Source organism: Actinomadura soli (assembly GCF_005889715.1).
GTDB classification, from domain to species: domain Bacteria; phylum Actinomycetota; class Actinomycetes; order Streptosporangiales; family Streptosporangiaceae; genus Spirillospora; species Spirillospora soli.
In genome coordinates, this window is the sequence record NZ_VCKW01000173.1 from 1 (window position 1) to 18808 (window position 18808).

At 70.6% G+C, this 18808-nt stretch carries 24 protein-coding genes and 1 pseudogene; 9 read left to right on the forward strand and 16 right to left on the reverse strand.

The window, feature by feature from the left end:
- Positions 1 to 27: 27 nt before the first annotated feature.
- Positions 28 to 1452: an FAD-binding oxidoreductase gene (locus ETD83_RS27935; RefSeq protein WP_138648192.1), complete on the reverse strand. Its 1425-nt coding sequence runs from the start codon at positions 1450 to 1452 to the stop codon at positions 28 to 30.
- Positions 1453 to 1591: 139 nt separating this feature from the next.
- Between ETD83_RS27935 and ETD83_RS27940 the strand changes: the two genes are divergently transcribed.
- From ETD83_RS27940 to ETD83_RS27955, 4 genes are all read left to right on the forward strand, one after another.
- On the forward strand, positions 1592 to 2221 hold the full coding sequence (locus ETD83_RS27940; RefSeq protein WP_205717927.1) for a TetR/AcrR family transcriptional regulator: 630 nt from the start codon (positions 1592 to 1594) through the stop codon (positions 2219 to 2221).
- 72 nt (positions 2222 to 2293) lie between these two features.
- The gene (locus tag ETD83_RS27945) at positions 2294 to 2671 is read left to right on the forward strand and encodes an ArsR/SmtB family transcription factor (protein WP_138648194.1); all 378 of its coding nucleotides are present in this window, start codon (positions 2294 to 2296) and stop codon (positions 2669 to 2671) included.
- Positions 2668 to 3375 (forward strand): cation transporter, encoded by a 708-nt coding sequence (locus ETD83_RS27950; protein WP_138648195.1) that lies wholly within the window; start codon positions 2668 to 2670, stop codon positions 3373 to 3375. The genes ETD83_RS27945 and ETD83_RS27950 overlap by 4 nt, the downstream gene beginning before the upstream one ends.
- Positions 3376 to 3474: 99 nt before the next feature.
- Positions 3475 to 4365: a sulfite exporter TauE/SafE family protein gene (locus tag ETD83_RS27955; RefSeq protein WP_230421239.1), complete on the forward strand. Its 891-nt coding sequence runs from the start codon at positions 3475 to 3477 to the stop codon at positions 4363 to 4365.
- Between the two features lie 159 nt (positions 4366 to 4524).
- On the opposite strand, the gene ETD83_RS27960 is transcribed toward ETD83_RS27955, so the two are convergent.
- The 6 genes from ETD83_RS27960 to ETD83_RS27985 form a co-directional block, all read right to left on the reverse strand.
- Positions 4525 to 4770 carry a hypothetical protein gene (locus ETD83_RS27960; protein WP_138648196.1) on the reverse strand — a complete coding sequence of 82 codons (246 nt, stop codon included), beginning with the start codon at positions 4768 to 4770 and terminating at the stop codon, positions 4525 to 4527.
- A gap of 123 nt (positions 4771 to 4893) precedes the next feature.
- On the reverse strand, positions 4894 to 5460 hold the full coding sequence (locus ETD83_RS27965; RefSeq protein ID WP_138648197.1) for a dihydrofolate reductase family protein: 567 nt from the start codon (positions 5458 to 5460) through the stop codon (positions 4894 to 4896).
- A gap of 79 nt (positions 5461 to 5539) precedes the next feature.
- On the reverse strand, positions 5540 to 6454 hold the full coding sequence (locus tag ETD83_RS27970) for a sigma-70 family RNA polymerase sigma factor (protein ID WP_138648198.1): 915 nt from the start codon (positions 6452 to 6454) through the stop codon (positions 5540 to 5542).
- A gap of 68 nt (positions 6455 to 6522) precedes the next feature.
- Positions 6523 to 6714, reverse strand: a complete 192-nt coding sequence (locus tag ETD83_RS27975) for a DUF397 domain-containing protein (protein ID WP_138648199.1) — start codon at positions 6712 to 6714, stop codon at positions 6523 to 6525.
- Positions 6711 to 6896, reverse strand: coding sequence for a DUF397 domain-containing protein (locus ETD83_RS27980; RefSeq protein ID WP_138648200.1), 186 nt, complete (start codon positions 6894 to 6896; stop codon positions 6711 to 6713). The genes ETD83_RS27975 and ETD83_RS27980 overlap by 4 nt, the downstream gene beginning before the upstream one ends.
- On the reverse strand, positions 6893 to 7723 hold the full coding sequence (locus ETD83_RS27985; protein WP_171064469.1) for a helix-turn-helix domain-containing protein: 831 nt from the start codon (positions 7721 to 7723) through the stop codon (positions 6893 to 6895). The genes ETD83_RS27980 and ETD83_RS27985 overlap by 4 nt, the downstream gene beginning before the upstream one ends.
- Positions 7724 to 7834: 111 nt before the next feature.
- Between ETD83_RS27985 and ETD83_RS27990 the strand changes: the two genes are divergently transcribed.
- On the forward strand, positions 7835 to 8278 hold the full coding sequence (locus ETD83_RS27990; RefSeq protein ID WP_138648202.1) for an ATP-binding protein: 444 nt from the start codon (positions 7835 to 7837) through the stop codon (positions 8276 to 8278).
- Entirely contained in the window at positions 8275 to 8622 is a 348-nt protein-coding gene (locus ETD83_RS27995) for a hypothetical protein (protein ID WP_138648203.1), read from the forward strand. The genes ETD83_RS27990 and ETD83_RS27995 overlap by 4 nt, the downstream gene beginning before the upstream one ends.
- Before the next feature lies 1 nt (position 8623).
- Here ETD83_RS27995 and ETD83_RS44895 read toward each other — a convergent pair whose 3' ends face one another.
- The 4 genes and pseudogenes from ETD83_RS44895 to arfB all read right to left on the reverse strand — a co-directional run bounded on the left by ETD83_RS44895 (position 8624) and on the right by arfB (position 10189).
- On the reverse strand, positions 8624 to 8776 hold the full coding sequence (locus ETD83_RS44895; RefSeq protein ID WP_230421242.1) for a hypothetical protein: 153 nt from the start codon (positions 8774 to 8776) through the stop codon (positions 8624 to 8626).
- 149 nt (positions 8777 to 8925) lie between these two features.
- Positions 8926 to 9072 carry a hypothetical protein gene (locus ETD83_RS44900; RefSeq protein WP_230421243.1) on the reverse strand — a complete coding sequence of 49 codons (147 nt, stop codon included), beginning with the start codon at positions 9070 to 9072 and terminating at the stop codon, positions 8926 to 8928.
- Positions 9073 to 9116: 44 nt separating this feature from the next.
- Positions 9117 to 9749: pseudogene (locus ETD83_RS46105) on the reverse strand (helix-turn-helix domain-containing protein); the annotation flags it as partial.
- Between the two features lie 14 nt (positions 9750 to 9763).
- Complete coding sequence (arfB, locus tag ETD83_RS28005) at positions 9764 to 10189, reverse strand: alternative ribosome rescue aminoacyl-tRNA hydrolase ArfB (RefSeq protein WP_138648205.1); 426 nt, start codon at positions 10187 to 10189, stop codon at positions 9764 to 9766.
- Between the two features lie 89 nt (positions 10190 to 10278).
- Between arfB and ETD83_RS28010 the strand changes: the two genes are divergently transcribed.
- The gene (locus ETD83_RS28010; protein ID WP_138648206.1) at positions 10279 to 11121 is read left to right on the forward strand and encodes an oxygenase MpaB family protein; all 843 of its coding nucleotides are present in this window, start codon (positions 10279 to 10281) and stop codon (positions 11119 to 11121) included.
- A gap of 153 nt (positions 11122 to 11274) precedes the next feature.
- On the opposite strand, the gene ETD83_RS28015 is transcribed toward ETD83_RS28010, so the two are convergent.
- From ETD83_RS28015 to ETD83_RS28035, 5 genes are all read right to left on the reverse strand, one after another.
- Positions 11275 to 12219, reverse strand: coding sequence for a S1C family serine protease (locus ETD83_RS28015; protein ID WP_138648207.1), 945 nt, complete (start codon positions 12217 to 12219; stop codon positions 11275 to 11277).
- A 293-nt stretch (positions 12220 to 12512) separates the two neighbouring features.
- The gene (locus ETD83_RS28020) at positions 12513 to 14084 is read right to left on the reverse strand and encodes a sensor histidine kinase (protein WP_138648208.1); all 1572 of its coding nucleotides are present in this window, start codon (positions 14082 to 14084) and stop codon (positions 12513 to 12515) included.
- A complete protein-coding gene (locus ETD83_RS28025; RefSeq protein ID WP_138648209.1) occupies positions 14084 to 14812 on the reverse strand; it encodes a response regulator transcription factor in 729 nt (242 codons plus the stop codon). The genes ETD83_RS28020 and ETD83_RS28025 overlap by 1 nt, the downstream gene beginning before the upstream one ends.
- 119 nt (positions 14813 to 14931) lie before the next feature.
- Positions 14932 to 15462 carry a peptide deformylase gene (def, locus tag ETD83_RS28030; RefSeq protein WP_138648210.1) on the reverse strand — a complete coding sequence of 177 codons (531 nt, stop codon included), beginning with the start codon at positions 15460 to 15462 and terminating at the stop codon, positions 14932 to 14934.
- 96 nt (positions 15463 to 15558) lie between these two features.
- Positions 15559 to 16614 (reverse strand): DivIVA domain-containing protein, encoded by a 1056-nt coding sequence (locus ETD83_RS28035; RefSeq protein WP_230421240.1) that lies wholly within the window; start codon positions 16612 to 16614, stop codon positions 15559 to 15561.
- 250 nt (positions 16615 to 16864) lie between these two features.
- Here ETD83_RS28035 and ETD83_RS28040 point away from each other — a divergent pair, with 250 nt between their 5' ends.
- Positions 16865 to 17389, forward strand: coding sequence for a gamma carbonic anhydrase family protein (locus ETD83_RS28040; protein ID WP_138648211.1), 525 nt, complete (start codon positions 16865 to 16867; stop codon positions 17387 to 17389).
- 146 nt (positions 17390 to 17535) lie between these two features.
- On the forward strand, positions 17536 to 18808 hold a 1273-nt coding region (locus ETD83_RS28045; RefSeq protein ID WP_138648212.1), incomplete at its 3' end, for a hypothetical protein.

Here is an 18808-nt window from a genome sequence, read left to right on the forward strand (position 1 = left end):
CCACGCCACCATCACCGCCACAGAGGATTAGAGGGTGGAATCCCCGCCCGCGTCGCGGTCGGGAAGGGGAGTGGCCGAGAACACGCCGTCCGGGTCCACCGCGGATTTGATCGCCAGGAGGCGGGCGGTGTTGGCGCCGTACGCGTACGCGATCTGCTCGGCGTCGTCCGGGCCGAGGATGTTGGGATAGCCGCCCGGAAGCGCATGCGAGGCAAGCGCGGCGGAAACGGACTCGGCCCAGGCCACATGCGCTGCCTCGTCGTCCACGCCGACGTCCGCGCCGCCGGGCCAGATGGCGATGACCTCCGTCATCAGATGCCGCTCCCGCATCGCGAAGGCGGTGTCGGCGACGGGCACGCGGGCGGCGGCGCCGTGGAAGTGGTGCATGGAGAGCGCCGACGTGGCCGACGGCAACGCATCACCGGCCTCGACGAGCGCCGCGCCGACCGGAGCCGTCAGCCCGGGCACCGAGCGGGTGCGCATGATGACATGCCGTCCGGGCGGAAACATGGCGTCGCGCCCCGCGACGACGGTCGCCAGCGGCATCGCGTCCAGTTGTACGGCCAGCGGATCGCCCAGCCGCGTCAGCGCTCCCAGCGGCCCATCGTCGAGCCCTCCGAGCTCAGGAGCACCACACCAGGTGGGGAGCAGCATCACGGCCGGGCCGCCGCCGTCCGGACCGGCGGCCACGGCGGTCTGCACGGTCAACTCGTCCGGGCCGGTGAACAGCATCTCGCGGAGCCCGTCGAACACCTGACCCGCCTGCGCCCACGGGTAGATCACCACGCCCGTCACCACGGACGGGATCGCATGCAACCGGATCCGAGCCGACGTCACCACGCCGAAGTTGCCGCCACCACCGCGCAGTGCCCAGAGGAGGTCCGGGTCGTTCTCGGCGTCGACCTGCGCAACCGACCCGTCAGCGAGCACCACCTCGGCCCCGACCAGATTGTCGGCGGCGAGACCGGCATGTCCGGCCAGCGGCCCGTACCCGCCCCCGAGCGTCAAGCCGACGACGCCGACCGTGCCGATGGTGCCGGTAGCGGCGACCAGCCCGAACGGCTCGGCCGCCGCCAGGAGATCGTTCGCCGCGGCCCCGCCGCCCACCTGGGCGCGGCGCTGCCCGGCATCGATCCGGACGTCGCGCATACCGGTCATGTCCAAGGTCAGCCCGCCGTCGCGCACGGCACGTCCGGCCCAGTCGTGACCGCGTCCTCGCACCGAAACGGGCAGCCCGTACTCGCGTGCCGTCCGGACGCCCGCCTGGACATCACCCGTCCCGGCGCACCGGACCACCACGGCCGGACGATGCGAGACCGCCCCGTTCCACAGCGCCGTCGCCGCCGTGTACCCGGGGCCCTCGGTCACCACCCGCTCGGCGGGGATCTGACGGCGCAACGCATCGGCGGCGTCCGCCGCGGCCGGCCGTCCGGATGTGCTCTGCGTCGTCATGCCGTCATCCCACTTCTCAAGGGGAAACCCAACGCCGTGAACTACGTACCCGCCGGGAAAGCTACTAGCGCACTCATCAGAGTGCAACTCTGATGAGTGAATGCCCAGTCCAGACAGTGGAGGGGCTAGGGTCTCTGGCGTGTCTCCGACATCGACCGGCCGCCGTGCCGAGTACGCCGAGCTGACCCGGCAGGCGATCATCACCGCCGCGCGCGAGCTGTTCGCCGAGAACGGGTACTTCGCGACGACCATCAACCAGATCGCCGGGCGGGCCAGGGTGGCGCCCGCCACCGTCTACGCCGTGACCGGCGGCAAGCACGGCCTCATCGCGATCCTGGTGGAGCAGTGGAGCACCGCCCCGATCGTCGCCGAACGCGGCGCCCGCATCTCCGCCGCCCGTGACCCCCGCGACGTCCTCCGGCTCACCGCCGAGGTCGTCCGCGACATGCGGATCGAGTACGGCGACATCATGCACACCGCCCGAAACGTGGCTCCCCACGACAAGGCCGTCGCCGAGTCCCTGAACGCAGCCAACATCCGCTACCGCTCGGCCCTGGACGGCGTGGCCGAACACCTCAACACCTTGGGCGCCCTCGGCGTCGAGGTCGACGTCGCATGCGACGTCCTGTGGTTCTACTTCGGCTACACCGGCTTCGCCACCCTGGTCAACGAGAACGGCTGGACGTACGACGACGCGGCCACTTGGCTGACCGCCCAAGCCGCCCAAGCCCTGAAGCTGGACGACGCATCACCACCCCACCCCCGCTAAGAACGTGACGGAGTTCGCCGCCCGCCTCTCGTGGGCTATCATCACGATATGACGATTGATTCCGATTGTGGAATGACTTCCCTGGACGGTCTCGCCCCGGCGGCGGCGCTGTTCCATTCCCTCGCCGACCCGGTGCGGCTGTCGATCGTCCAGCGGCTGACCCTGGGCGAGGCGCGGGTGGTGGACCTGACCCGGGAGCTGGAGCTGGCGCAGTCCACGGTGTCCAAGCACCTGGCGTGCCTGCGCGGCTGCAAGCTGGTCGACTATCGCGCCGAAGGCCGCCAGTCGTTCTACTTCATAGCCACGCCCGAACTCCTGGACCTGCTCCGCTCGGCCGAACACCTGCTGACGGCCACCGACCGCGCCGTAGCGCTCTGCCCCACCTACGGACCCGCCGCGGACCAGCCGGTCGGCGCCTGCACTCCCGAAACGCAGGCGCGGCAGACATGACGGCCCTGTCTCTGGGCCCGTCCCCGCGGCGACGGGCGGTCCTGGCGCGCCGGGTGCGGTGGCTGGTGGCCGCCACCATCGCCTACAACGCGATCGAGGCCGCGGTCGCCATCACCGCAGGGACGATCGCGTCCTCGGGGGCGCTGGTCGCGTTCGGGCTGGACTCGGTGATCGAGGTCGCCTCCGCGTCCGCCGTCGCCTGGCAGTTCTCCGCCCGCACCCCGGAACTGGTCGAGCGGCGCGAAAGACGCACGCTGCGCATCATCGCGATCTCCTTCTTCGCGCTGGCCGCCTACGTCACCGCCGACTCGATCCGCGCCCTGACCGGCGACGCCCACGCCGACCACTCCACCCCGGGCCTGGTGCTGGCCGCGCTGTCGCTGGCGATCATGCCGTTCCTGTCGCTCGCCCAACGCCGGACCGGACGGGAACTGGGATCGGCCAGCGCGGTCGCCGACTCCAAACAGACCCTGCTGTGCACCTACCTTTCGGGCGTGCTCCTGGCCGGACTGGCGATCAACAGCCTGTTCGGCTGGTCCTGGGCCGACCCGATCGCCGCACTCGTCATCGCCGCCGCCGCGCTCAAGGAAGGCCGCCAGGCCTGGCGCGGCGACGCCTGCTGCGCCCTGCCCGCCCCGGCCAAGTCCACCACGACCAGCGACGACTGCGCATCCTGCGCCCCTGGCTGCCCCTGCTGCTCCTGACCGCCATGCCCGACCGAACTCGTCCTTGGTGGCCGCCGCCTCGTCCTGCACCCCCGGCCTAGTCTCCTTCCATAGAAAACTGATCGGGAAGGTGGCTGCGTGACCACGGACGAGAGCACCGCCAACGGCGGCGCGGCAGCGCCCGATGCGGTACCGCCTGGGGTGACGCGGTCGAAGCCGCTGGCGTTCGCGGCAGGAGCGGCGGTGGGCCTGCTGGGGGGAATGATCGGCCTGGGTGGCGCGGAATTCCGGTTGCCGCTGCTGATCGGCGTGTTCGGATTCGCCGCCCTGTCGGCGGTGATCGTGAACAAGGCGTTAAGTCTGGTGGTGGTCCTGGTCGCCCTGCCCGCCCGGCTGGCGGAGGTCTCGGTGGCCGAGCTGACCGCGCACTGGAGCGTCGCGGCCGATCTGCTGGCCGGAAGCCTGCTGGGAGCCTGGGCGGGCGCGTCATGGGCGGTGCGGATGCGCGGCGCGACCCTGTACCGGATGCTGGCCGTGCTGCTGGTGGCCATGGCCGCCGCGCTGGTGGCCACCCACACCATCACCGTGGGGCCGACGGACCTCGCCGGGCCGACCCAGACGATCGCCGGGGCCTCCGCCGGGTTCGGCATCGGCGTGGTCGCCGCCATCATGGGAGTGGCCGGCGGCGAGCTGCTGATCCCCACGATCATGCTGCTCTACGCACTCGACATCAAAACCGCGGGCAGCCTGTCGCTGGTGGTGTCGCTGCCCACCATGCTGGTGGCCTTCGCCCGCTACAGCCAGGACAACAGCTTCGCCGTCCTGGGAGCCAACGTCCGCTTCGCCGCGGTCATGGCCGCGGGCTCGGTCACCGGCGCGCTGCTGGGCGGCCTGCTCCTCGGCGTGATCCCCGACCTGGTCCTCATCCCCGTACTCGCCGTCATCCTGCTGATCTCCGCGATCAAACTGGCCCACCACACGACCCCGGACAGCCGCCCCGGCGCCGACCGGCGACCCAGGCGAGCTTGAGAAGGGGAGGGGCAGCCGATCAGCAGCGCGACACCGGCGACGACGCCGGCCACAATGCTCACTCCGCGCATGGAGCTCCGGCGGCGCGTGTCGCTCACCTAAACGTGGCACAACGAAGCCCCCGGGAATGGATTCCCGGGGGCCCAGAGTGCGGAGCCGCTACTGCGTCACACCTTCGGACTTGGCGACCAGCCGGGCCAGAACCCTGCCCATCTCCTCTTGGCGCGCCGCCTGCTTGCCGAGCTCACCCATGAGCAGGTTCACAGCCGAGCCCAACTCCTGCTTGAACTCCTGCCTGGTCAGCGCCAGCTCTTGCTTGAGCTGGTCATGGGTGACCAGGTTCTTGAGGTCGTCCTTGGTGGTCAGGTCAGCGAGGGTGACCTGTTCGGGGGGCTTCGACGCCATGACGGTGATGCTACCTCTCCTTAATCTTCCGGCGCGTTCGCCGGACGGGGGAGTCACATCCTCCCACAGGCTGACACTCTTCGTGTTCGAGTGATCACTTAGAGGGATGGCGCGTGTGGACGATCAGCTCTGCGGTCTCGCGGTTCTCCCGTATCGGGTGAGGACGGCGGCGCCGGCCTGCTCGGTTGCCAGACACTCCAGGTAGACGGATGACCTGCCATCGGGGAAGAGCCTGTCACCGGTGCCCAGGATCGTGGGGAACGTCAGCAGCCGGTATTCGTCGATCAGGTCTTCGGCCATCAGCGCCCGCACGATGCTCAGGCTCCCGACGACGACCACATCGCGGTCCTCGCGTTCGACGGCGTCGACGAGGCCGCCGTCGATGACCTTCGAGTTCGCCCAGGCCGAAGTGTCGGCCAGCGTGCGGGAGGCGACCAGCTTCGACGCGGCGTTCATCCTCGTGGAGAACGGGTCGTCGCGGCCGGGCCAGAGCTGCGAGAACAGCTGCCAGGTCGTACGCCCCAGCAACATGACCCCGTTGTCGAGGACGGGGCCGAGCTGGAACTTGTCCCCGGCGACGGTTTCGGGGCCGTACCGGAACGCCCAGCCACCGTTCGCCGTGCCGCCGGACCCGTCCGGGTCGGACACGATCCCGTCCAGGGTGATGAACTCCACGACGATGACGCTCACGATGATGTCCTTTCGTTCGATGCTCGCCGGTATGTACTGGCGGCACCGGACCGGCTCATCGCGCCCGGCGGAACTCGTCCTAGGAAATCTGCCGGGGCAGATCGAACAGCCCGAGCACCCGCGGATCGGCGAACACGACGTTGTGCGCGACCCGGCCACCGGTGATCGTGAAGACCTGCAGTGTGTGCAGCCGGTGCCCGCCACCGGGCTCCGGCGCGTACGCGGCGAGCGCGGGCTGCCCATTGGCGCTCAGAAGCGTCGTGCTCCAGCCCGCCCCGTGCATGTCGAACACCCGGCGCATGAACAGTCCGTAGTCGCGGCTGCCCTGGTACCACAGCGGCACCGGCGGCATTTCCATGACGGCGTCGTCGGTGAGGAGCCGCACGAGGGCGGGGACGTCCGCCGCCTCGAACGCTCGCGCGTACCGCAGGATCGCCGCGCGCACCTGGGGATCGTCCGGCTCGGCCACCCCGCTCGGATCACCCGCGTCCGCGAGGACGGTGCGCGCCCGCTGCAAGGCGCTGTTGACGGCCGCGACCGTGGTCCCCAGCTGCGTGGCGACCTCGGCGGCGCTGAACTGCAGAACCTCGCGTAGGACGAGTACGGCCCGCTGCCGTGGCGGAAGCAACTGCATCGCCGCCACCAGTGCGAGCCGCAGGTCAGCCCGCATCCCCAGGTCGAACCGCGCGTCGGGAAACGGCTGCAGCCAGGGGACGTCCAACGCCGGTGTGAGCGGTGCCCCGGGATCATCGCTCGGCGCACCCAGCCCGGTCGGCAACGGCCGCCGCGCACGCCCCTCCAGCGCGGTCAAGCAGGCGTTGGTGGCGATCCGGTACAGCCACGTCCGCACCGACGCGCGAGCGCTGTCGTATCGATCGCGGGCTTTCCAAGCCCGCAGCATCGTCTCTTGTGCCAGATCCTCAGCCTCGTGGAACGACCCCAGCATCCGATAGCAGTACGCGACCAGCTCCCCCCGATAAGGCTCAAGCTCCATCACCCCAGCATGACGCACACGCCAGAGCAAAGCCCCGGCCGTTGAGACCGGGGCTCGCGGAGGGGAAGTCAGAGTTTGAGTGCGCCCTGCTTGACGCGGGCCAGGAGGTCGGCGAAGCCCTCAGGAGTAAGGACGAGGTGCCCGAGACCAGGCTCCCTGCTGTCACGAATCCCGATACCGGAGGTCAGCTCAGCGACCTCGACGCAATCACCCTGTTCGGGACCGCTGTGGCTGGACTTGCGCCACGCTGTGCCGCTCACTTGGGGGTTTGCTTCAGGGAGCGGATGAGGCCGGCGAAGGACTCGGAAGTGAGGGTGAGGTGGCCGAGGTCAGGGTCCTTGCTGTCGCGGATGCCGATGCCGGGGATCAGGTCAGCGACCTCGACGCAATCGCCCTGCTGTGTACCGCTGTGGCTGGACTTGCGCCATGACTGGCGGGTCATCGCATCTCCTCCATGATTTTCTGGATCAGGTCGAAGGACGCGCCTTCGTCGAGCGCCTTCGCGCTGATCCGCTCGAACCGTATCCCGTACGATCTCACGTCGGGTGGAGATGACACCAAGCGTCCGCCTCCTGGTGATTCGGTATAGGCGACATCTCCGAACTCGTCGCCGCTCAAGAGCTTGAAGGAACCGTCGAGCCCAGCGTGCGCCCCGGTGGCCCATGTCCTCGGAAGCGCCCGCAGTATGACGTTGTCGCGCTGCGCCTCTTCGAGAAGGCGTGCCAGTTGCCCGTACATGATTTCGGGGGAGCCCACCGGCCAGTCCAGGGCGTTCTGGGAGAGCAGGACGGTGAGATGCGGGGGATTGTCGCGTAGCAGCAGGTCCTGCCGCTGGAGGCGGTCGGCGAGGATACGGTCGGGATTGGCCTCTGTACCCGAGCGCAGCAGCGCTTCCGCATATTCGGGCGTCTGGAGCAGGCCCGGGATGACGTTCGCCTCGTATATCCGCTGCATCTCCGATCGCTGTTCGATGTGCAGGTACTGCGCGAACCACTGGGGGTCGTGGCCGATCGCGGCGTACCAGACGAGCAGGTAGAAGAGCCGTCCGGTGTTCCAGAGCTTGTCGAGCGCGATCGCCTGGTTGGCGTCCAGCCGGTTCCGGCCCGATTCGATGCGGGACACCTGGGCCTTGCTGACGTTGATGACCCGGCCGAGCGCCTCGCCGGACATGCCTCGCTGGATGCGCTGGAACCGCATGTAGTAGGCAGCGAAGTCCCACATGTTGGTCTGCGGTTTGGGGAGCTCCTCGGCTGAGAGTTTTCGGGGCATTGACAGCTCCTTTGTTTCCTCTTGTTGCTCACACTGATCGTATGCGCGACACATAGCCAAGTTTGAGAAAGCCTGTGACCTCATTCACAACGAATTGTGGAAGGCGAGGTCATGGCGCTGCTCGGGAAGAAAACGGGCGTGTCCCGGCAATTCGTGGCATCTCCGGCCGTTTCGGGGTTGGCTCGGGATCAGGTTTCCGGGGCCCTGCGCGGGTGGGGGCTGCCATTCCTCGTATCGGACGCGGTACTCGTCGTGGGGGAACTCGTGGCGAACGCGGTGAAGGTGTCCGGCACGGCGGACGTGATCAAGGTGTACGTCGGGCTCGGGGCCGGCGAGGTCGTGCTCGGGGTGTGGGACGGGTGCGACGGGCGGCCCGTGGCGCGGAAGGTCGAGATCTCGTTGGAGACGCTCGACCTCAGCGAGGAGAACTTCGACGACAACGGCGGACGGGGCCTCGCCATCGTGGAGGCCCTGGCCTGGCGGTGCTGGACCGATCCGACGCCTCCGCAGGGCAAGTGGGTGTGCGCCGCGCTCAATGCGGAGGGCCGCCGGTGATCGGGATCGTCCAGCGGAAGGTGCTGTGGTGGCGGACGCGTCGGCGGCCGGACACGGCAGTGCGGTACCTGGAGGCGCTGGTCGACGCGCTTGAGCCGGAGGGATGGCGGTTCGTCCGCCTGTACCGGCTGGAGGAGTTTCCGATACCGATCCCGTTGCTGTGGGTGTACGTCCGGCACGTCGGGATCGCGGTGAGCGTGCTCGCCGTCCCCGGAGGATCGTGGGCCTACTACGAGGCGCACCGGGGCCGGGCGGGCTACCTCGCGGTGTGCGGGGACGCCGGGTCGGCGGCCGAGGTGATCGGACGCCACCTCAAGCGGCGGATGTTCCCGGGCACCTGGTAGGTCAGCGGAGCGCCGTCCGGGCGAGGAACTCGCGATGTTCGAGGGTCCACAGGGCGGCGCGGGACTGCCAGGCGAGCGTCCACAGGCCCTCTGTGTCGGTCGTCTCCTGGGTGAAGCCATGGACGCGCGCGTACCAGCCGTTGTCCTTGATCACGAAGTGCAGGATCCGGTCGATCAGGTCGGCACGATGGCCGCGCGGCAGGCCGTATCCGTCCAGGAAGGATGCGAACCATCCGGCCGCGCGGCGGCGTCGGGCAGGCCGATCTCTTGGGCGACGTCGCCGATTTTCCCCAGACTCGCAGGTCACGCGTCGTCGTCCTCGTAGGGTAGGAACGCACTGCTGTCGATGGTGTATCCGCCCGCGTTGATCTGGTCGCCGAACACATGGTCGTGGCGTGTGCGGTAGCGCGGCCCCTCCGGGGTCGGCCCGGGGTCGGTAAGGACCGCCACCGTCGACTTGCGCGGATCGATGATGACGTGGTCGGAATCCCCATGGCGGGGTAGTCGATCGCCTTGCGCACGTAGGTGTTCTCGGAATTGAAATCGGAGACGACCTCGGCGACCAGCTTCAGGTCTCGGGGCCGGAGGTATGTGTCGCCGGGCCGCTCCAGTGCGGCGAGGGGGATGACGACCAGGTCGGGCCTGCGAATCCGGCCAGTGGTCGGATCGTCTATTTCGGGTGTGCCAGCGTGGGCGAGTACGTCCCGGGCGAGCTGGGGCTGCAGTTGCCTTTGCAGGTGTGAGACGGCCAGCGCGTGCCGGTTGGACGGGCCCATCAGCACGTGGACGCCGTGGTCGTCGAGCTCGACGCCGGGTACTTCCAGCGACTCCATGATCGTCACCGCTGTCGGACGCAGCCGGTCATACGCCCTCGTCCCTCGTCCCTCGGACATGCTCTCCTCGTCGGTGGGGATTCCGCCGCCGCCCTCGATGCGCGACAGCGCGGGCTGGGTGATGCCGGCCCGTTCGGCCACCACGGCCTGGGTGAGGCCGAGTTCGATGCGGCGCTCACGGATCATGTCGCCGAGACGCAGGTCAAGGCCCGCCTGCTCGTACTCAGGATGCGGCGCCGCGTCCTCGCGCAGCCGCTTCTCCCGGTAAGTCCGCCAGTTGGTGTGTCCTGTCATCACTCGCTCTTCGGTCAGTCCCAGCGGGTGGTGCGTTGGCGTTTTATCGAGCTGCGGCGTTTCTTGTTCTCCAGGCGGCGTTCGTTGATTCCGCGGGGGATCTTCTTGGGGATGCGCCTCTTCGGGGGAGGGGCGGTGGCTTCGGCCAGGAGGGTGGCGAGGCGGGTGCGGGCGGCGTCGCGGTTGCGTTGCTGGGAGCGGTACTCCTCGGCGCGGATGGTGAGGACGCCCCGGACCAGGCGGGTCGAGAGGCGTTCCAGGGCGCGGGACTTGAGGGGCTCCGGGAGGGACGGGGAGTTCGCGACGTCGAAGGAGAGCTCCGCGGCCGTGGCGCTGGTGTTGACGTGCTGCCCGCCCGGACCCGAGGAGCGGGAGAAACGCCAGCTCAGCTCGGACTCCGGGATGGAGACCGAGCCGCGGACGTGGACCTGTTCGGGCATGTCCTCATTGTCGCAGGGTAGAAGCGATCTTGTCGCCTGAGTAACCCTGGACTGGCGGCGACTGCAAGTACTTACTTACACTGGGCGCCATGACCGAAGGACTCTTCGAGGACGGCGACCTCATCCGCGTCATCTCGCGGGAGGGGGCGCTCATCGCGGCGGGCGGGGCGGCGTCCCTGCTCCAGACCGCGCATCCCAAGGTTGCGCAGGGGGTGTACGACCACAGCTACACCGCCGACGATCCGCTGCGGCGGCTGCGGAACACGATGGGGTGGCTCTACGCGGTCCAGTTCGGGACGCGGGAGGAGGCCGAGGTCTTCAGCGCGCTCGTCCGGAAGGGGCACGAGAGCGTCACCGGGCCCGGGTACGACGCGAACGATCCCGAGTTGCAGGTGTGGGTGGCGTCCACGCTGTTCGCGGTGGCGGCGCAGTTCTACCAGGCGCTGTTCCGGCGGACGCTGGACGACGCGGAGCTTGAGGAGTTCTACCAGCAGGCCAAGATCTACGCGACGATCCTCGGCTGCCCGGAGGAGCGGATGCCGGAGACGTATCCGCGGTTCCGCGAGTACTACGCGGACATGGTCCAGAACTTGAAGATCACCGACGCGTCGCGGGCCATCGCGGAGCAGGTGCTGCATCCGCGGCTGCCGGGCGGGCCGGTGAACGCGCCGGGGCTGATGGCGATCCGGCTGATCACGGCGGGGCTGATGCCGGCGCCGATCCGGGAGCAGTACGGGTGGAAATGGGACGCGGGGCGGGAACGGCGGTTCCGGCTGCTGGTCGGAGCGCTCGCCGTCGTGTATCCGCGGCTTCCGCTGCGGGTCCGGACGCTGCCGCGCGAGTACTACCTGTTCACGACCCGGCGGATGCTGGCGAAGATGAAGCGGCGCCCCACGGCCGCGGTCGGCGGCGGTGGCGCGGCGTCGGCCTGAACGGGCGGCGGCCGCGTGACCCCGTGTGTGCGGGTCACGCGGCCGCTCTCCCTTGCTCGGCCCCTCCCGAACCCGGCCCGGCCGGAAGGGACCCTGCCCGGTCCGCCGCCCGTCCGCCCGCTCCCCCCGGAGCCTGGCCGGACGGCGGCCGGGTCAGACCTTGGAACCGGCGACGATCGCGTCGGCGGTCTTCTTGGCGGAGTTGACCGGAATGGCGAAGCCGACGCCGATGTTCCCGCTGCCGTTCCCGGCCGTGAGGATGGCGGTGTTGACGCCGATCACCTGCCCGGCCGCGTTCACCAGCGCGCCGCCGGAGTTGCCGGGGTTGATGGCGGCGTCCGTCTGGATCGCGTTCTTGATCACGGTCTCCTGCTGCTGGGACAGCTGCCCGCGCAGGCCCGGCGGGAGCTGCGGCTCCTGGCCGCCCTCGCGGACCTCGCGGCCCAGGGCGCTGACGATGCCGGACGTCACCGAGCCGTCCAGGCCGAGCGGGCTGCCGACCGCGAGCACCGTGTCGCCGACCGCCAGGGCGTCGCTGTTCCCGAGCGTCGCGGGCTTGAGGCCGGACACGTTCGCCGCCTTGATCACGGCGACGTCCGCGCTGGAGTCGGAGCCGAGGATCTTCGCGGACGCGGTCCGGCCGTCGGCGAACTTCACCGCGACCTGGCCGGCGTCCTTCACGACGTGCGCGTTGGTGAGGATCACGCCGTCCGAGCGCAGGACGACGCCGGACCCGCCGCTGGTCCCGTTCGGCGTCTGCGCCTGGATCGACACGACGCTGGGCTGGACGGCGGCGGCCACCTGCGCGGTCGTGCCGCCCTTCGCGGACGTTCCCGTGACGGCGGTCGGGCTTGAGTAGACGGTGCTGTCGTGCGTGAACGCGAGCGTGACGGCCGCGCCCGCGCCGCCCGCTCCCAGCGCCAGCGCCAGGGCGGCCCCCGCTGCGGCGATCTTCTGCCGGGTGGTGCCGAGCGGGTGCGGACGGCCCGCGGGCGCCGCGGGCGCGGGGGCCGCCTGCCAGGGCGGCGGGGTCCACTGCGGTGCGATGCCCTGTCGTCCGGGCTCCCAAGGCTGCTGCTGTGGGCGGTCGGCGTTCATCTGGTCCCCCTGTCGCGTTGCTCACCATGGAGCGTGCGCGCCGGGGCTGCAGGGTGCCTGGAGCCGACCTGAAAGTGTGCTGAACGCCGTCCATGACAAAAAACCGCGGCCGAGGGGACGTGCGGCGTAACGTCCCCTCGGCCGCGGTGCCGGTGTGGCGCGCCGCCGTTGCCGGTAGCGCAGGCCAGGCCGGGAGCTGGGCAGGGCGCGGGCTCCCGCTCTCCGTCGAGAACGAGGCGCGCCCTGTACGGCCACCTAAGCGCATTCAGCTGAACGTTTCCTGAACGCGGCCCTCAGTCTTCGTCCAAAGGCAGGACGACCCTGAACGTGGCGCCCTCGCCGGGCGAGGAGTCGGCCTCCACCAGCCCCTCGTGGGCGGCGACCAGCGCGGCGACGATGGCGAGGCCGAGGCCCGTGCCGCCGCCCGCGCGGGAGCGGGCCTCGTCGGCGCGGTAGAAGCGTTCGAAGACCCGTTCCGCCTGCTCGGGGGAGAGGCCGGGGCCCGCGTCCACGACCTCGACGATCACGGCGGGAGCCTTGCGCAGCGTGCCCGGCGAGAGGCGCACCTCGACCGGCGTGCCCTCGGGGGTGTGCATGACCGCGTTGCCCAGCAGATTGCCGAGGACCTGGCGCAGGCGCCCCTCGTCCCCCCGCACCTGGTACGCCAGCCCGCCCTCCACCGCCAGCTCTATCTTGCGTTCGGGCGCGAGAACTCTGGCCTCCTGGACAGAGTCGGCGGCGACGGCGAGGAGATCCACCGGCCGCCGCTCGATCGGACGCTGCCGGTCCAGCCGCGCGAGGAGCAGCAGGTCCTCCACGAGCAGGCCCATCCGGGCCGCCGTCTCCTCGATCCGGCCGATCAGCCGGCCCAGCTCGTCGGGGGTGCGGGCCGCGCCCTGCCGGTAGAACTCGGCGAAGCCGCGGATGGCGGTCAGCGGGGTGCGCAGTTCGTGGCTGGCGTCCGCGATGAACCGCCGCATCCGCTCCTCCGAGCGGCGCGCCGTCTCCTCCGACCGCCGCGCCGCGGCCTCCGACTCGGCGCGCGCCCCGAACGCCGCCTCGATCTGCGCGAGCATGGTGTTCAGCGACCGGCCGAGCCGTCCCATCTCGGTATGCGGGTCCGCCTCCGGGACGCGGCGGGACAGGTCGCCGGCCGCGATCGCGCCCGCGGTCGCCTCCATCGCCGACAGCGGGCGCAGGCTGGCCCGGACGACCCACACGCCGAGCCCGGTCAGGACGCCCAGCACCAGCAGCCCCACGATCGCGTCGATCGCCACCAGCCGCCGGACGGTCCGGTCGACTTCCTCCAGGCTGAACGCGAGGACGAGGATGCCGCCCGCGACCGGTGCGGCCAGGATCCGCCACTGCGACCCGCCCGTCCCGGACACGGTGAACGGACGGTCGATGTGCTCGCCCATGTCGGCGGGCAGCTTCGGATGCCCGGACTCGCTCCACGCCGAGTTCTGCCAGACGATCGTGCCGCTCGTGGCCCGGACCTGCGCGTACATCTCGCTCGGGATCCGGACGTTGATCTCCTGCTCGCCGCGCCGCAGCCCCTCGACGACCTGGTCGATCGCCCGCCCGACCGAGCCGCGCAGCTGGTCGTCGGCCCGCCCGACGAGGTACTGCCGCAGGACGGACGCGCCCGCCGCGCCCATCACGGTCATCCCGAGCGTGACCAGGACGAGCATCCCGGCGATCAGCTTCACGCGCAGCGGCGTCCGGCTCCACGTCCGGCTCAGTTCCCGGCGCGGCCAGCGGGACGGGCCCTCACCGGCGCCCCTCGCCCCGACCTTCCCGCCGGGTATGCCTGCCTGCGCCGGTGCCGCCTGATGGGCCGCGGACGCCGGGAAGCGTGTGGCCATCAGCCCGATTTCGACGGCTCGCGCAGGACGTACCCGACCCCGCGCAGCGTGTGGATGAGCCGCGGCTCGGCGTTGTCGACCTTGCGGCGCAGCGCCGAGACGTACGACTCGACGATGCCCGCGTCGCCGCGGAAGTCGTAGTTCCACACGTGGTCGAGGATCTGCGCCTTCGACACGACCCGTCCCGCGTTGGCCATGAAGTAGCGCAGTAGCTTGAACTCCGTCGGCGACAGCTGGATCGCGCGGCCGCTGCGCCACACCTCGTGGCTGTCCTCGTCGAGTTCGACGTCCGCGAACACCATGCGCGGAGGCGGCTCCGACAGGCCGCCCCGGAACCTCCGCAGGACGGCCCGGATGCGCGCGATGACCTCCTCCAGGCTGAACGGCTTGGTGACGTAGTCGTCCCCGCCGATCGTCAGGCCCTTGACCCGGTCCTGGACGCCGTCGCGCGCGGTCAGGAACAGGACGGGGGTGTGGTCGCCGCCGGACCGCAGCCGCCGCGCGACGTCGAACCCGTCGATGTCGGGCAGCATGACGTCCAGGACGATGAGGTCCGGGCGGTGCCGCCGCGCCGACTGGACCGCGTCGGCCCCGTTGGTCGCGGTGAACACGTCGAACCCGGTGAAGCGCAGGCTGCCGGCGAGAAGCTCCAGGATGTTGGGTTCGTCCTCGACGACGAGCAGGGTCGCCTCCGCCGTCTTGCCGCCGTTCGCCGTCCGATCAACCAATGGCCAGTCCCCCTCCGCAATCACTGCAGAGGTTCCCATCTCTACCTGAAAGTCACCTGAACGACCGCGGGGGATCGGTTGAATGCGCCGCCCGCCGTCCTATCCGCTGGTCAGCGGCTCTAGCGGCTCAATGAGCGGATGGCGCGCATGGCCTGGCGGCGCGCATCGCCCGAGAGCACGTCGATGTAGACGTTGCCCTCCAGATGCCCGCACTCGTGCTGGAGGCAGCGGGCGAAGTAGCCCGTGCCCTCGACGCGGACGGGCTTGCCCTTCACGTCCACGCCCTCGACGACGGCGTGCGCGTGGCGGGCCGTCTCGAAGTGCATGCCGGGCACCGACAGGCAGCCCTCCGGCTCGACGAGCAGTTCCCCGTCGGCGGCCACGAGCCTCGGGTTGACGACATGGCCGACGTGCCTGCGTCCGTCGTCGTCCTTGCAGTCGTACACGAACACCCGCAGGCCCACGCCCACCTGGTTGGCGGCCACGCCCGCGCCGTCCTCCTCGTACATGGTGACGAACATGTCGTCGACGAGGCGCTGGAGGGAGGCGTCGAACGTCCGGACCGGGTCGCACTCGGTGCGCAGGACCGGATCGCCCAGCAGCCTGATCGGACGGGCGGTTCCGCCGCGCGTGTGGGTCCTCTTGCTCACGCAAGAATCCTAATAATGACGCGGTGTCCTAGAAACGGCTGTGTCCGCCCAGGGGCGAACCCTGGGCGGACACATGGCGGTCTGTCTCGGCCGCGCCTACAACTCGATCGGCCCGCGGGACTGCTGGGGCGGGACGACGGGGCCGGGCGGCGGCGGGGTCGGCCCCGCGTCCTCGGCCGGGCGTGCGGGCTTGGTCTGCGCGGACGGCGGTTCGGCGACGTCGGCGGGCGGCTCGGGCTTCTTCATGGACGGGCCGCTCTGCGGCGAGGGCGCCGAGGAGGACGAAGAAGCCGGGGCGGCCGGGGCGGCCGGCTTGGACGGCGCCGCGGACGCCGTGGACGACGAGGCCGGCATCGGCTTCGCGGGCGGCGGCGAGGACGGCTGGGACGGCGGCTGCTGCTTGCGCGGCGCGCTCTGCCGGACGGCGTCCTCCACCATCTTCTCCAGCGGGCCCGCCTCGTTCTCCGTGGTGAGGAGGCGGTGCAGGGTCTCACTGATCTCGGTGAGGCGCTGCAGGGCCTGGGTGTGGTTCTTGGTGAGCGACGTCAGCCGCTGGGTCGCGCCCTCGTTGATCACGCTGGCGCGGCGCTCGGACGCGGTGAGGGTGCGCTCGGCCTCCAGCCGCGCGCTGGTCACCGTCTGCTCGGCCTCCTGCTTGGCGGACCCGAGGACGCTCTCGGACTCCTTCTTGGCGGAGGCGAGCACGTTCTCGGACTTCTCCTGCGCCTGCGCGATGTTCTTCTCGGCGTGCGCGCGGGCCTCGTCGATGATGCGCTTGGACTCCTGCTCGGCGTCCTTGCGGATCTCCGCCCCCTTGGCCTCGGCCTCGGCGACCTTGTCCTGGGCCTCGTCCTCGGCGAGGTTGATGATCTGGCGGAGCCGGTCGCTGAGGTCGTCGCCGGTCGGCTTGCGCGCCTCCCGGACCTCGGCCATCTCGCGGCGGAGCCGCTCGGAGTCGTCGTGGGCGCGGGCGAGCCGCGCCTCGAGCTCGCGGTTCTTCTGGACGAAGCGGGCGATGTAGTCGTCGACCTGGCGGCGGTTGTAGCCGCGCATGACGATCTCGAACTCGTGTGAGTCTTCTTGGAGGAGGTTCGGCAGGATTTCGGCTTCGTTGCTCATGATGCCTTGGGGGTCGTTGGCGGGGGTGATCACCCCGTCAGGGTCGGTTGCTCTCCTCGCCCGCCGGTCAGCGGGTCCACATGTGGAAACGTCAGGACGACTCTCGTCCGGTCCACCCCATTCGCGCAACCGGAACGCGCTTCTCGTCGTGGTTTCTTCACCTGGTAAGGGCGACAAACTATCCAATCTCGGAAAATTCGCGCTATCTGCGCGTGGGGGATCGCGGCCCCGGGTGCCGGACCCCGTCCGTCCGGGGCGGGCGCGGCGTCCTAGCATCGGCGGCATGGAGTATCTCGGAACGTTGGGCGAGCACCGGCCGGACATCCACCCCGACGCGTGGATCGCGCCGGGCGCGGTCGTCGTCGGACGGGTCACGCTGGGCCGCGCGTCCAGCGTCTGGTACGGCTCGGTGCTGCGCGGCGACGACGAGGAGATCGTCGTCGGCGAGGAGTGCAACATCCAGGACCTCTGCTGCCTGCACGCCGACCCCGGGACGCCCGCCGTCCTGGAGGACCGCGTCAGCCTCGGCCACAAGGCGATGGTGCACGGCGCCCACGTCGAGACGGGCTCGCTCATCGGCATCGGCGCGATCGTCCTGAACGGCGCGCGGATCGGCTCCGGGACGCTCATCGCCGCGGGCGCGCTCGTGCCGCCCGGCAAGAAGATCCCGTCCGGCGTGCTCGTCGCCGGGACGCCGGGCCGGATCGTCCGGGAGCTGACCGACGACGACCGGCTCGTCCTGGCGCACACGTCCGAGGTGTACGTGGAGAAGGCCGGATGGCACCGGACCGCCGCCGAGTGGGACTGACGTCAAGGTCCGAATGATGTCCTCCTGACCTGCGAAGACGTGATGAATCCGCCGGTGGGCGGGACCCGTGCCGTGATCCGCTGACTACGATGACCAGCGTGGTGTGGGGACCGGGCTATGGCAATGCTCCGCCGCCCAGCCCCCCGATGGGGCAGGATCCGTTCGCGGAGGCAGAGCGGGACACGAGGGCGATGGTGGCCGCCGCATGGTGGCCGTCGGCGCCTCCGCAGCAGCGCCACCACGCCATCGGCGGCCGCATGCTCGCCCTGCCCGACGGCACGTGGTGGCTGTTCGGCGCCTGGGCCCGCTGGTACCGGCTGCATCCGTCCGACGGGCAGTGGTACCTGTGCCCGCCGCCGCGCACGCCCGCCGTCCGGATGGCGGCGCGGCCCGCGCAGCAGGGGGCGGGGCAGGTTCCCACGCTGCCGCCGCACGTGATCCCGGCCGGCCCCGACTTCTCCTACGACCCGCCGACGGGCCTGCCGTTCGTCGGGCACGGCTTCGCGACCGACCTGACGTCGCGCGTCCGGTCGACCGTCGAGTCCGCCGCGACGCTGTCCGCGCCCGACTACCCGCACTGGTCGCCGGAGTTCTCCAACGACACGCCGTCCACCGTGGTCGTCGCGTGGGGCGTGATGCTGTGGTGCTCGTCCTCGCCCGCGTTCGACTCGCGGCTGGACGCGCAGATGCTCGACCTGTGGAAGCCCTACCGCGCCAAGCCGCTCCCGCGCGTGGACGGTCCGCGCTGGCTCACCCCGCCGCCGCTGGAGACGCTGGTCGGGCTCTACGCCGAACGGCTGCGGGCCAGCAGGGTGGACGCGGCCGTCGTCGTCCTGCGGACGATGTGGGCCGTCGCCAGCGCGCTGCGCGACGACGTCCGGTTCCAGATCCGGGCGGACGCGCTGCTCGCCATCCTCGGCACCACCCTCGCCAACCCGACCGTCGACTATGGGGCGCTGCCATACGGCGACCAGGCGATCGTCCAGCAGTGGCTGACGCGCTGCCCACCGAACCTGGTCCCCTCGTTGCGGAACGAGAGCTCGCCAGGGGACAACTTCAGGCACGCCTTCTACACGCTCAGCGAATTGATAGCCGGGCTCGCGGGCGACCCTGCGGAACCCGCCTACATCGAACCCCGCCTTGTGGCCGCCGCGCTGCTCGCCGCCGATCTGGACGTCGTCCGCAAGGACATGGTCGGCACCATCGTCCCGTGGCTGGACCCGGAGATCCGCTACACGGTGCAGGCCGTGTCGGACCAGCAGGGCCATCCGCTGCGGCGGCTGTGGCCGCAGGACATGCGCCTGCCCGAGCCGCTGCGGTCCGCAGCCGGGTCGGGCTCCGGCGCGGAGACGCTCCTGGCCGCGATGTACGAGGTCGACCTCGCCTGGTGCCGGCTCGGCGGCATGCCCGCCCGCCCGC

Excerpts from the sequence above, each read along its gene's own strand:
- ETD83_RS27935 (WP_138648192.1), bottom strand. The coding sequence starts at position 1,452 with ATGACGACGCAGAGCACATCCGGACGGCCGGCCGCGGCGGACGCCGCC.
- ETD83_RS27945 (WP_138648194.1), top strand. The coding sequence starts at position 2,294 with ATGACTTCCCTGGACGGTCTCGCCCCGGCGGCGGCGCTGTTCCATTCC.
- ETD83_RS27950 (WP_138648195.1), top strand. The coding sequence starts at position 2,668 with ATGACGGCCCTGTCTCTGGGCCCGTCCCCGCGGCGACGGGCGGTCCTG.
- ETD83_RS27960 (WP_138648196.1), bottom strand. The coding sequence starts at position 4,770 with ATGGCGTCGAAGCCCCCCGAACAGGTCACCCTCGCTGACCTGACCACC.
- ETD83_RS27970 (WP_138648198.1), bottom strand. The coding sequence starts at position 6,454 with ATGGAGCTTGAGCCTTATCGGGGGGAGCTGGTCGCGTACTGCTATCGG.
- ETD83_RS27980 (WP_138648200.1), bottom strand. The coding sequence starts at position 6,896 with ATGACCCGCCAGTCATGGCGCAAGTCCAGCCACAGCGGTACACAGCAG.
- ETD83_RS27985 (WP_171064469.1), bottom strand. The coding sequence starts at position 7,723 with ATGCCCCGAAAACTCTCAGCCGAGGAGCTCCCCAAACCGCAGACCAAC.
- ETD83_RS27990 (WP_138648202.1), top strand. The coding sequence starts at position 7,835 with ATGGCGCTGCTCGGGAAGAAAACGGGCGTGTCCCGGCAATTCGTGGCA.
- arfB (WP_138648205.1), bottom strand. The coding sequence starts at position 10,189 with ATGCCCGAACAGGTCCACGTCCGCGGCTCGGTCTCCATCCCGGAGTCC.
- ETD83_RS28010 (WP_138648206.1), top strand. The coding sequence starts at position 10,279 with ATGACCGAAGGACTCTTCGAGGACGGCGACCTCATCCGCGTCATCTCG.
- ETD83_RS28015 (WP_138648207.1), bottom strand. The coding sequence starts at position 12,219 with ATGAACGCCGACCGCCCACAGCAGCAGCCTTGGGAGCCCGGACGACAG.
- ETD83_RS28020 (WP_138648208.1), bottom strand. The coding sequence starts at position 14,084 with ATGGCCACACGCTTCCCGGCGTCCGCGGCCCATCAGGCGGCACCGGCG.
- ETD83_RS28040 (WP_138648211.1), top strand. The coding sequence starts at position 16,865 with ATGGAGTATCTCGGAACGTTGGGCGAGCACCGGCCGGACATCCACCCC.